Source organism: Neobacillus jeddahensis (assembly GCF_000612625.1).
Lineage (GTDB): Bacteria > Bacillota > Bacilli > Bacillales > Cytobacillaceae > Neobacillus > Neobacillus jeddahensis.
Window position 1 is genome coordinate 168069 of sequence record NZ_CCAS010000002.1, and the last position, 12766, is coordinate 180834.

Sequence of the window (12766 nt, forward strand, 5' to 3'; positions counted from 1 at the left end):
GTTCCCACTCTCCCTTTCAATCCATATCTGGACAAAAATATTTTATCACAACCTGGTACAATCCGACTAATTGATTCTTAGCTTGAAGCCTCTTTCACTTGAACTTTATTAAGTTCAAACTCATAATTAATGGAATAACCGATAAAGATTCCATATAACATATATAAACAAATGGATGTTATGATCGTATCCCTGCTTAACTCAAAAAATGGTTTGATCCCTGGAAAAATGGGATTTAGAATAAGAAAGACTACTAAGAATAAAGCAATTCCATACCCAAGACCAAACCACATACCTTTAAGTTTTCTTAAAGTCAAATAGTAGACAAAGGCAGCACCAACAGAAATAGCCCCAATAATAAAGATCGAAATAACTTTTCCTAGCCATCCATTTTTCCATTCTCCTAATGTCCAAGGTTCAATTATGACTTGCGGGCTAATTTCGGTAAAATTAAAAAAATAAGCTACGTACCCAATCACACCCCAAAAAACCCCTCCGAATAAGCCTGTCCAAAAAACCATAGCAGGAAAAGACATGGGTTTTGGATAATTTTTTATATTTTGATCATTTGCCATTATTACTACCTCCGTTTGATTCAAGTTTATGTTAGAAGTGCTTTTACCTAATTCCAGATCATAATCATAGAATTTCAACTATGCTAAATTCCATGATTATTATGCCCCTAGAAATTCAATCTTTACATATAAAAAATTTTTTATTGATTTTAATGGAAATATTATGTCATCCTAGAGGTTTTTTCATTTTTCTAGTAGAATACTTGTAAGTACAAACAGATTTTTTATTTCTGCTATTGTGCAACTTTGATATAGGTTGGTGTTAATAATTATGTCCAATTCTCAAAAGCCCGTTTATGGCGGCCAAGCGGTTGTTGAAGGGGTCATGTTTGGCGGGAAACATCATTATGTTACCGCAATTCGCAGAAATGATCGTTCTGTTGACTACTTTCATGTACCACGAAAAACAAATTCAGCTTTTACTGTTCTAAAAAAAATTCCTTTCATTCGCGGAATAATTTCCATTATTGAAGCTAGTGCTAATGGATCGAAGCACTTAAACTTCTCCACTGAAAGATTTGATGTTGATCCGAAAGACGATGAAACGTTAAAAGAAAAGGAAGTTCCAAAATTATCTGTGTATTTAGGGGTAGCCGTTATAGGAGTTCTCTCGTTTTTATTTGGAAAGTTTGCTCTTACGTTAATACCTATCTTTTTAGCAGTACTAACAAAGCCCATTTTCCCAACTGATTTTGCTCAAGTTTTAGTAGAAGGCTTTTTTAAACTTATACTGCTCCTTTCATATATATATTTTGTATCGCTCACACCACTAATAAAAAGAGTGTTTCAATATCATGGTGCTGAGCATAAAGTAATAAACACCTTTGAGGCCGGAGTCGAACTTACGGTTGAAAATGTTCAGGCGCACTCTCGTCTCCACTATCGCTGTGGCAGTAGTTTTATCCTGTTTACGGTTGTTGTTGGAGTCTTTGTCTACATGCTTGTTCCCACATCACCACTTTGGTTACGAATTGTTGATCGTCTCTTGTTAATACCAGTGGTATTAGGAATTGCATTTGAAGTTCTCCAAGTCACTAACAAACTGCGTAATGTTCCCGTGTTAAAGTACTTAGGACTTCCTGGACTTTGGCTTCAATTATTAACGACAAAAGAACCAAATAATGATCAAGTAGAAGTGGCGATCCTTTCTTTTAACGAATTGTTAAGAAGAGAACAGGAAACAGAGTTTGGAATAGAAAGTGAAGAAATTGTCTAAATCTTTTTATTATCGTGTTTAAAAGACTAAAAAAATGCTTAAGATGCTCTTAGGGAGGTGGCTTTCTTGAAAAATCGGACATCTACTATTATTGTTGGGGTACTTATTATTCTTGCATTACTGGGCATTTATGGGTCTTTTTCAGCTAATCCTGCCGGTTTCATTCAGGGTATAGCTGTCATAGCATTAATCGGGTTGGTGATTTATTTCCTTGTTCGAAAATTTTCAACTTCCAGCCCTCAGAAAAAAGAGCAGCGGGCATTTCTTAAAGCAGCAAAAAAATCAAAAAAACGATTACAGCATAAGAGCGGAGAGACAAATTCTAAAACCTCTTCTCTTGGGACGTTCACATCACTTAAGAAGAGCAACAAGACAAAAAAGAAATCTCCTGCTCATTTAACTGTCATTGATGGAAAAAAGGGTAAAAAGAAAAATCGAGCGTCTTTATAGACACTCGATTTTTTTTTAGGAAACAGAAGTTGACCTAAGTAAGCAAATTAAAAAAACAAATCTTTAAAAACCCCAACTGTTCAAAAACTTCTTTGCCTGTTCTCTGCCAATATCAAATAATTTTCGTTTTTTATCATCCGTTAATTCAAATTCCGTTAAGGATACCCCTTCTGCTTTAATAAAAATGATGTTATTGACATGCTTTTTTGAGATATATCGTTGATCATGCGCATCCTTCATCGTCTCAAATAAGGCAGCAAATAATTGAATCCCGTTTTTTATGGTATGTTTTTCGTGTTCATATTCACTTGGACTCAACTTTATCCCTAATACAGGTCTAACTTTTTTAACATTGTCCTTATCGAAAAGCCACATAGGAAAATTACTAAGTACGCCACCGTCCACCAGTATATTCACCCCATCTATCGATCTTAATTTAACAGGCTCAAAAAAATAGGGAATACTGCAACTCATCCTTATGGCTTTTGCAACCGAAAACGAAGCTGGGGGTATTCCATATTTTTCTAAATCATCAGGCAATACGACCATTCGACCATTTGATAGGTCAGAGGCGATTACTCGAAGTGCATGTGGCGGAAGATCTGAAAAGGTTCTTATCCCCTTCGCTTCTAATTTCTCCTTCATCCATTTTTCAAGTTCATTTCCCTTATATAGGCCAAGTTTCCAGTAGACATACAACCATTTCGCAATCGCAAAGGGAACGATGCTTTTTCTGCTATCAAGCATTTTAGGAAGGTCAAACTCATCTACCAATTGATAGATTTCTTTACTCGTATAACCGGCCGCAATTAAGGCAGCCACGATAGATCCTGCACTTGTTCCTGCGACCCTTACAAACTGAAACCCCCTGCTTTCAATTTCTTCATATGCCCCAATTAGCGCAAAGCCTCTAATTCCCCCTCCAGAAAAAACGCCGTCTATTTTCATGGCAGCCACTCCTATCGATAACTCATTGATACATCTTTAAGCAGCGGAATTCAAAAATAGTACGGTGGACAAGAAGAATATTTTCCCACTCAAAATACATCGTTTCATTAATTAGGAAAGTTTTATCCACATTTTGTTCACGATAGTCCTTTCTTTCTTCATATCATCAACATATCTATTTCATAAACTTTATTCATGATTAAATCATTCTAATTAATAGGTAAAGGTAGTGAACCATATGGGTATTAAAAGAGAAAGAATCAAGGTGTACGATATGACCTGTACATCTTGTGAAAAGCGAATTGAAAGAACGGTCAAAAAGTTGGATGGAGTGATCGATGTTAAAGCAAATTTTAGCGGACAATTTGCTGATCTTGAATTTAACGATGAGGAATGTAGTATAAACCAAATAAAAGCTGCCATTAATCGGGTCGGCTACAGTACAGAAAACGGAAAGAGCTTTAAATTCATTGGCATTCTAATCGTGGCCGTTGCCATTTTGCTGCTTGGAATAAATTCCGGCAATTTTAATATGGAAGATAAACTCAAAAATGCTACTTATGCTGTTTTATTTGTTGTCGGCGTGATATCTTCCCTTCATTGTGTTGGGATGTGCGGGGGAATCATGCTTTCTCAAACGATAGGAAAAGAAAGTAAGAACAAATTTGAAGCAATGAAACCAGCGATTTTGTATAATCTTGGAAGAGTTATATCTTATACCATACTTGGAGGAATTGTTGGAGCAATTGGTTCCGTATTTGCCCTTTCAATCACAACAAAAGCAGCACTGCAAATGATTGCTGGCGTATTCATGATTATGATGGGCTTTAATATGGCCGGCTTTAAATTTTTTAGAAAGTTTCAACTAAAGTTACCAACACCTGTTTGTAAAATGATTAATACCCCTCGAGCAAAAGCACCATTTTTTGTTGGTTTGCTAAATGGATTCATGCCATGCGGTCCATTGCAAACTATGCAAATCTATGCATTAGGAACTGGCAGTGCCATCAGTGGTGCACTTTCAATGTTCATGTTTGCTGCTGGAACAGTACCATTAATGCTAACCTTTGGAGCATTATCAAGTCTTTTAAGTAAAGGCTATACAAAGAAAATTCTTAAATTCAGCGGAATTCTTATTGTTGTTCTTGGATTGATTATGAGTAATAGGGGAATGGCACTGGCAGGGATGAATATTAATCCTGCTTCTATGTTGGCAAATATCGGAGGATTAGGCGAAAATTCAGCTTCTGCAACTAATGCTACCAAAGCGACCATTAAGGATGGGATTCAGGTTCTAGATATGTCTGTTAAATATAGCGGTTATACTCCAAATACGCTATATGTAAAAAAAGGGATACCTGTTAAGTGGGTTATCAATGCAGAGGAGCTTTCAAGCTGTAATAGTACGATTGTTGTCCCAGATATGAATATAGAACAAAGGCTTGAAGACGGTAAAAACATTCTCGAGTTTACGCCTGGTAATGAGGATATTCCTTTTAGCTGTTCGATGGGCATGAAACGAGGAATGATCAAGGTGGTTGATGATCTTAACGATGTTAAAGCATCAAGCAGTAATGCGTCAGGGGTGGATTCATCCACCACATCTACCGCTACTGCAGCTCAGCATATGACACCAAGTATTTATGGCGAGGATATCAGCAAAGTGGCTACTGATCGATTAGTAAAAAAGGTGCAGATTGTAAATAACGAACAAACGATTGTAGTCAAAGGATCTGGCTATGAATTAGAACCACTTATTATGGTTGCTAATAAAGGGATAAATACAAAGATGTCCCTAGACCTATCTTCCTTTGATACACCTGAAGGATATTTTTTGATAATGAACTCTACGACAAAAGAAATAGTCACAGATTTTACTGGTAAGAAAGGGGTCATTGATCTTGAACTTACCTTTGAACGAACTGGATCCTATGGTATTTATCTAAATGAAGACGAATTACTAGGAGTGATCGACGTCGTCGATGACGTGAATAATGCGAATGTAGAAGAAGTCAGAAGTAAGTATCTCGACTAACTTAAAGGAGGATGGATCATAGCTCTAATATGATCTATCCTCCTTTTGTCATTACATTATTCACATCAGCAAGTCCCCTAAATTTAGGCTGTGATGATATAGGAAAGGAAACTTTTAAAAATAAAGAGTACATTTGTTCTCCGAGGCTTACCGCTCGCTTTCCACGGGGCGAGCGGACGCCTCTCCGAACGAATATATGGGTTCATTTTAAATCCATTTAGTTTATTCGAAATGGCAGTGGGGTGTCATGAATCTATCTTTCCATTGCCTTTTTGTTTTATAATAAGGATATTAATTATATGTAGGTGGTATTCAAATGATCTCCTCTCAAGCCTCTTTCAATCTTAGTCCTGGACAATAAACGGCCTTTTTATATCTATATCCTATGACAAGAATATAAATAGTAAAATTTTCAGTGGCCTCGTAAGCGCCTGTGGGGTCTCCCCAGTCCCGTCCCCCGCAGGACATTGATTTGCTTCTTTGATTCCACCCATGCACGAAGGAAATGCGATAGCGTTTTCGAGGAGTCTTCGTGCCTTCCGCTCCAATCTAATGAGTTTTGTTCACAGCCTAAATTTAATCAGGAATCTCTCCTCATTCAGTGATTAAAACGTACATATAGTCACGGGATCTACAAATATATGCGAAACGCAAAGAGACGGTTGAACGTGTCTTTGCAGATGCGAAAGAAAAGCATGGTATGCGATGGACAACCATAAGAGGTTTTAAAAAATTGTCTATGCTGGCGATGCTTACGTTTGCTGCCATGAATGTAAAAGAAAATGGCAACTTGGACTTGGCAACCTGCTAGAGTGTGAGCCAAACTAGTTGATTGGAGCGGAAGGCGCTTGACTCCTGGGGGATTAGCAGGACAGGTGAGATCCCGCAGGAGCGTAGCGACGAGGAAGCTCACCGCCTGCCCCCCGGAAAGCAAGCGCCTGGAGCGGAAATCAACGTATTTTAACCGCAATCCTATCCAAAAATGACAAAAGACACCGAAATGGATTCCTCTCGATGCCTTTTGTCGACAATCTGAAATACTCCAGCACGGTGCTGGAGTATTTGAATAATAATGGAATAAACTTTCGTCAATCCATCATATTATTTACAAGTACGAATAGAATACCCATAGGTTAAATGATTTATCTAGCTGGCTTAAACCCTTTTAATCTGAGTGCATTTAATAAAACAGATACAGAGCTACAACTCATCGCTGCCGCTGCGATAATCGGGTTTAAGAGTGGTCCACCTAACAAGTATAGGATGCCCATCGCAACCGGGATTCCGAGCGTATTATATCCAAATGCCCAGAATAAGTTCTGTTTAATGTTTGAAATTGTTTTTTTACTCAATTGAATAGCGGTTGGAACATCCATTAAGTCACTTCTCATTAATACGATATCTGCTGATTCCATGGCTACATCCGTTCCTGAACCAATTGCAATTCCAATATCCGCTTGGGCTAAAGCTGGAGCATCATTTATGCCATCGCCAACCATTGCTACTTTTCTTCCTTCACTTTGAATCTTCTTTACTTCATTTGCTTTGTCCTGAGGAAGAACTTCAGCCAAAACTCGATCTATTCCAACCTGCTTAGCAATCGCTTCGGCTGTCCTCTTATTATCACCAGTAATCATTGCCACTTCGATACCCATTTTATGAAGCTGTTCTATCGCTTGTTTACTATTTTCTTTAACCGTGTCTGCTACAGCAATAATACCAGCTATAATACCGTCAATTCCTACATACATTGGCGTCTTACCTTCTCCTGCCAATCTATCTGAGACACTCTCTAGTTCCTCTAATGATATGTTAGATTCAACCATCAGCTTTCTATTTCCAAGTAAAATATTTTTACCATCAATTTTCACTTCGATACCATGACCAGGGATCGCTTTAAAATAATCAAGCTTTTTAATTTCTAACTCTTTTTCCTCAGCACCTCTAACAATAGCTTCTCCCAGAGGATGCTCTGAACCTTTTTCTGCTGAAGCAGCTAATTGCAACAGGTATTCTTCATTTATTCCATTTGTAACCATTACGTCTGTAACCTTTGGTTTGCCCTCTGTGATTGTACCGGTTTTATCAAATACAATTGTTTTAATCTTGTGAGCCGTTTCTAGAGCTACTCCACTCTTTATTAATACTCCATATTCTGCCCCTTTACCAGTACCAACCATAATAGCCGTTGGAGTTGCTAAACCTAAGGCACAAGGGCATGCGATGACTAGCACAGAGATAAAAATGGTGAGAGAAAAAACTCCGGTTTCACCAGCAAAAAAATACCAAGCGAGCGCTGAAAGAATGGCAATGCCAATTACGACTGGAACAAAGTAGCCTGAAATAATATCTGCCATTTTCGCAATCGGAGCCTTCGAACCTTGAGCATCTTCAACCAGTTTAATTATTTGCGCTAATGCTGTATCTTTTCCAACTCTTGTAGCCTTATATTTAATGGATCCATTTTTGTTGATACTTGCCCCAATAATTGAATCGCCTATATTTTTTTCTACTGGCATACTCTCACCTGTCAGCATTGATTCATCAACAGAAGTGATCCCTTCCACAACTTCTCCATCCACAGGCATCTTCTCGCCCGGCTTAACAATAATCAAATCGCCAACTTCAACTTCTTCAATCGAAATCTCTACTTCCATACCGTTTCTAATAACAATAGCTGTCTTCGGCGCAAGTCCCATTAGCTTCTTAATCGCCTCAGAGGTTTTTCCTTTTGTCACTGCCTCTAAATACTTACCGAGCAGGATAAGAGTTATGATGACTCCGGCAGCTTCAAAGTATAAATCGTAAGCATAATCAATATTTCCCCCGTATATTTGAAAGATCGCAAATATGCCATATAGGAATGCTGCCGATGTACCAATCGCAATTAATGAGTCCATATTAGGACTTGCTTTCACTAATGAGCTAAACCCGACTGAAAAGAACTTATTTCCCGCAATCAATACGGGTAAAACTAATAGTAATTGTGAAATTCCAAATGCTAAGGGGTGAACCATCGGATCAATTATTTTTGGCAGCTTAAATCCAATCGGTTCTCCGAACATATGGCCCATTGTAATGATTAGGAGTGGGACAGTGAAGATCGCAGAAATCAAAAACTTTCTCCACAAAAGTTTAATTTCTTTTTCTTTTCTCTCTTTATCGGTATCTATCGTTATTTGTTCCTCTATCGCTTTGTAGCCTGCTTTTTCAATGGACTTCATGATTTCGGAAACTTTTACCATTGATGGGTCAAAACTAATTGTTAATTTTTCGGTAGCATAATTCACACTGGATTCAACAACACCATCAAGCTTACTTGTTACTTTTTCAATTCTTTTCGCACAAGCGGCACAAGTCATTCCTTCAATTTTAAGGACTTTTTTATTCGATTCATTTATAGCTTCATATCCTGCTTTTTCTATAGTTGTTTGGATATCAGGAATGGAAACGATCGCTTCGTCAAATTGTATCGTTAATTTTTCTGTTGCATAGTTTACACTGGCGTTTTGAACCCCAGAAAGTTTACCTGTTACCTTTTCTATTCTTTTTGCACAAGCGGCACAGGTCATTCCACCAATTTTCATACTCTTTTCCAACGCTATCACCTCATCTTACTATAAACTTTTACGCCTCAAATTAGGTCGTTGGTCATTACTGTCAGCTTCTTCATGTGACTACAACTCCTTATAGATAATTGCTTTTCGACAATATCATATGGAAATGATATGTAGACCATATGAAGAATGAGTGGATGTCAAATTTTAGCCACATGTTTTACTCTAAAATGTTCGTAACTTTTTCAAAATAAATTCTGACCGTAGTACCTTCTCCATCTTTACTCTCAAGTTCAATATTTGCATAATGCAGCTGTAAAATATTCTTCGCAATCGTAAGGCCAATCCCACTACCTTCAATTTGATTCCTGCTTTTATCTCCTCGATAAAGTCTTTCAAAAACAAACGGTAAATCCTCCTGCTTAATTCCAATGCCATTGTCTTTCACTTCAACAATGATATTTTTATTATTTTCGTATAACTTAATATATACTTGGCCATTTCTTTCAGTAAATTTAAGCGCATTTGAGATTAAGTTAATAAACACTTGCTTAATTTGATCTTTATCACCATTAATTAAATAATGGCCATTTGGCTCAATATCATAATCTACCTTGATATTTTTATTATCAGCGGCAATATAAAAATCTTTACATAGGTCTCGAAGTAAACCATCTAATAATAGGGGTTCAAAATTTAACTTGATACTTTCAGATTCAAACTCATTTAAACCATTTAAATTATTTATTAATTTACCAAATCTGACCACTTCTTCATTAAGATAAATGAGCGTCTCTTTTTTTACTGGGACTACCCCATCGACCATTGCCTCAAGGTTATTTTGGAGCACATTTAATGGGGTCCTGATCTCATGGGTAATATCAGAAACTAACCTCTTTCTGAGCTTATCTTGATACTTTAATTTTTCTGCTAAAATATTAATACTTTTTCTTAAATCCTCTATTTCTCGCATATTACTTTTAACAGTTGATTTTGTATTAAAATTTCCTTGTGAAAGTGTAACAGACATTTTAGCTACCTCCCGAATGGGTGTAGAAAACTGTTTTGAAAAATAAAGGCTTAAACTGATAATGATGAGAAGGGTCAAAATACCACTGGCAACAATGCTTTTATTTATTGATGATTTAAAATTTACGTCTTCCTCTGATAGCAGCAACGAAGAATATTGTCCGATATCAACATATCCAACTACATGACCATCTACGTTAATTTTAAAGGTTTTAGACGTATAAACACCGCGATCCTTTACTTGCATGTCACCTAAGTGGATCTGATTCGTTAAATCATCTGGGTTCATTCCCCATACAGGCTTTTTGTTCTGATTCATAAGTGTTAAACAATAATTGCCCATATACGCTTCATGCATTAATTCTATTCCCGTGTCTTTTGTCCACTTTCCTTCTCGTTTATACGCCTCTTCAAAATAGGATATAATTCTTTCATATCTTTTGTTTTGGTTGTCGATCATGTATTGATTAAACTTGTTTGTTACAGTTATATTTACGAATAAGGTGACAAGGAGGATGGCTGCAAAAGCGCATATGACGAACAAAATACTCAGTCTTCGATTAATGGATTGCACTTAGTTTACACCACCAAATTTATAGCCTGCTTTCATAACAGTAACTACATATTTAGGATTCCTTGTGTCTTCTTCTATTTTCTTACGGATATTTTTTATGTGGACATCAACAGTTCGATCATACCCGTTAAAATCAACTCCGAATATTTTATCAATTAACTGCTCTCTGGATAGAACTTTTCCTTTGTTCACAATTAAAGTGGATATAATATCAAATTCATTTGGAGTAAAGGGGATCACTTCATTTTTAATACTTACCGACCTTTTATCACGATCAATCAATAAATTCCCATCATCAAAGATTACGTTTGAGGATGGAAATCTAGCGGTTAACCTTCTGAAAAGAGCATTAACCCTTGCTGTTAGTTCTCTTGGACTGAATGGTTTAATCAAATATTCATCTGCCCCCATATTAAGTCCTTCAATTCTGTCATTTAAGGCACCTTTTGCAGTCAGCATAAAAATATGCACATCCGAACTTTGGCGGATTATTTTGCAAATCTCTTCCCCGCTGATATCCGGAAGCATTAAATCTAGGATGACTAGGTCAATCTCTTCTTTCCTAAAAATCTCCATACCCTCATATCCAGTTATTGCTTGATAAACCTGATATCCCGCTTTCTCTAAATAGGCATTTAGAACTCCTGATACATTTTCCTCATCTTCGATTATTAAAATATGATGCATTTCAATCACCTAGCTTATTTATTATAGTTTCAAGGATTTTAGTCCACCTTCATGATCCTTTTAGAATAAGTATACTAGGTACCTATAGTGAAAAATAAAAAAAGGATGACAAGTATGTGTCACCCCTTTCAGAAAAACGATTAGGATGTTATTCCACATCGTACCCTTGGTCATCAATGGTTTCTTTAATTTTATCTAAAGATATTTCTTGTTGATTAAATTCCACATCAACAGTGTCAGCTTTCAAATTTACTTTTACTGAATTAACACCTTTAAGCTCTCCAACATTTCCTTCAATTGCTTTCACACAGTGTTCACAAGACATTCCTTGTACATTTAATGTAATTTTTTCCATCATTATACTTCCTTTCATTTTTTCACTTAATTTGCAGGAATTTAAGAATTCCTTTTCACTATCTTACCATACCCCCCTACCCTATGTTAAGTGAAAATAATACATTTACTCAAATTTTTTTTACACTTTCACAAATTACACACAAGTTAAAATAATTCTTCTATTTTATCACAACGACCAATAAGTTAATGTATCAAGTATTCCCAAAATCAGCATGAACCCCCCCGCAATCTTTTGTACAATGATACCCACTTTTCGTCCTTTTTTCATTAATAGTCCGCTTCCACCCAGATACCAAATGATCAAAATAAAAAGTAAAAGTGGTAAAGCTGTTCCAAGAGCAAAAATGGTTGGGAGAATAAAGCCATATGAGCTTGTCATCACGACTGGCATTAAAGTGACGAAATAAAGAATAAACATTGTCGGACAGAAAGCAAGTGAAAAACTAAGCCCAAGCATGAATGAACCAAAGCGATTTTCTCGCTTGTTTTCCTTAGACCACTTAAATAAATAAAAAGTTCCTTTAAATTTTATTAAACCGAACATATATAAGCCCACAATCATTAAGATAGGACCCATCATCTTCCGCAACCAAGGAAAATATACAATTAAATTTTGTTCAATCCCTCTCCCCAACATCCAGACCAATCCACCCAAAAGAGAGAACGCAACTATTTTACCCAAAATAAAGCTGAAAACATCCCCCCAGCGAATTCTTTTTTGAATGGAACTGTTCCCATATAGTGTAATCGCACTAATATTCCCTGTAAGTTGACATGGTGCTAGAGCCCCCACCAGCCCTAATATTAAGGCAAAAATAATCGGCCAGGATTCTAAACTATTTGCCATATTAAAAAATGGTTCACTTAAGAACGTACTTATCTTGCTTAATAAACTATACATATACTCACCCTAAATCATATTGTCATATACTTAGAATAGCATAATTAGATGTAGATGATATGAAGACCATACATTGTTCAAATAATCGCCGTTTATTGCTAGGACTGTTTATAACTTTTGTCATATCTTCCTAATTGCCTTCTATATATAATCAAATTACTTCGGTAATTCTATGAATAGATAAGGAGAGCAATTTACAATGGAGTTTTTAGTTGAACAATATAAAAATGATCAAGAATCAGTTTTCCATACTTGGTTTCTACATAGCAGTGATCGCTTAAAAGCCTTTAGGACAATCCGTAAAGGACTTGTTAAGGTCATTCATGAGATAGAAAATGATACATTTGGCAATGATTTTAAAGGCTCAAGTTTAGAAATGGTGATCACGGCGATTTCAGAGCAAAAACAAGTATTCGAAGGGGCAGCACATGCATTCT

General features: G+C 36.4%; 10 protein-coding genes and 2 pseudogenes. 5 read left to right on the forward strand and 7 right to left on the reverse strand.

What is annotated here, in order from left to right:
* Positions 1-77 precede the first annotated feature (77 nt).
* Entirely contained in the window at positions 78-575 is a 498-nt protein-coding gene (locus tag TY15_RS01730) for a YqhR family membrane protein (protein ID WP_040208121.1), read from the reverse strand.
* Between the two features lie 271 nt (positions 576-846).
* Between TY15_RS01730 and TY15_RS01735 the strand changes: the two genes are divergently transcribed.
* Positions 847-1791 carry a DUF1385 domain-containing protein gene (locus tag TY15_RS01735; RefSeq protein WP_040208120.1) on the forward strand — a complete coding sequence of 315 codons (945 nt, stop codon included), beginning with the start codon at positions 847-849 and terminating at the stop codon, positions 1789-1791.
* 57 nt (positions 1792-1848) lie between these two features.
* Complete coding sequence (locus tag TY15_RS01740) at positions 1849-2241, forward strand: SA1362 family protein (protein WP_306454196.1); 393 nt, start codon at positions 1849-1851, stop codon at positions 2239-2241.
* A gap of 63 nt (positions 2242-2304) precedes the next feature.
* On the opposite strand, the gene TY15_RS01745 is transcribed toward TY15_RS01740, so the two are convergent.
* A complete protein-coding gene (locus tag TY15_RS01745) occupies positions 2305-3189 on the reverse strand; it encodes a patatin-like phospholipase family protein (protein WP_040208116.1) in 885 nt (294 codons plus the stop codon).
* A 238-nt stretch (positions 3190-3427) separates the two neighbouring features.
* Here TY15_RS01745 and TY15_RS01750 point away from each other — a divergent pair, with 238 nt between their 5' ends.
* Together TY15_RS01750 and TY15_RS23405 are read left to right on the forward strand one after the other, a co-directional pair.
* Positions 3428-5224, forward strand: coding sequence for an urease accessory protein UreH domain-containing protein (locus TY15_RS01750; protein WP_040208115.1), 1797 nt, complete (start codon positions 3428-3430; stop codon positions 5222-5224).
* A gap of 634 nt (positions 5225-5858) precedes the next feature.
* Positions 5859-6042: pseudogene (locus TY15_RS23405) on the forward strand (transposase); the annotation flags it as partial.
* A 324-nt stretch (positions 6043-6366) separates the two neighbouring features.
* On the opposite strand, the gene TY15_RS01755 reads toward TY15_RS23405, so the two are convergent.
* From TY15_RS01755 to TY15_RS01775, 5 genes are all read right to left on the reverse strand, one after another.
* Positions 6367-8811: a heavy metal translocating P-type ATPase gene (locus TY15_RS01755; protein WP_040208449.1), complete on the reverse strand. Its 2445-nt coding sequence runs from the start codon at positions 8809-8811 to the stop codon at positions 6367-6369.
* 190 nt (positions 8812-9001) lie between these two features.
* Positions 9002-10384, reverse strand: a complete 1383-nt coding sequence (locus TY15_RS01760) for a sensor histidine kinase (protein ID WP_040208114.1) — start codon at positions 10382-10384, stop codon at positions 9002-9004.
* Positions 10385-11071, reverse strand: coding sequence for a response regulator transcription factor (locus TY15_RS01765; RefSeq protein ID WP_040208113.1), 687 nt, complete (start codon positions 11069-11071; stop codon positions 10385-10387). It lies immediately after the preceding gene.
* 148 nt (positions 11072-11219) lie between these two features.
* Positions 11220-11426, reverse strand: coding sequence for a copper chaperone CopZ (copZ, locus tag TY15_RS01770; protein ID WP_040208110.1), 207 nt, complete (start codon positions 11424-11426; stop codon positions 11220-11222).
* 168 nt (positions 11427-11594) lie between these two features.
* The gene (locus TY15_RS01775; RefSeq protein WP_040208109.1) at positions 11595-12329 is read right to left on the reverse strand and encodes an urease accessory protein UreH domain-containing protein; all 735 of its coding nucleotides are present in this window, start codon (positions 12327-12329) and stop codon (positions 11595-11597) included.
* A 199-nt stretch (positions 12330-12528) separates the two neighbouring features.
* Between TY15_RS01775 and TY15_RS01780 the strand changes: the two are divergent.
* A pseudogene (locus TY15_RS01780) lies at positions 12529-12766 on the forward strand (hypothetical protein); the annotation flags it as partial.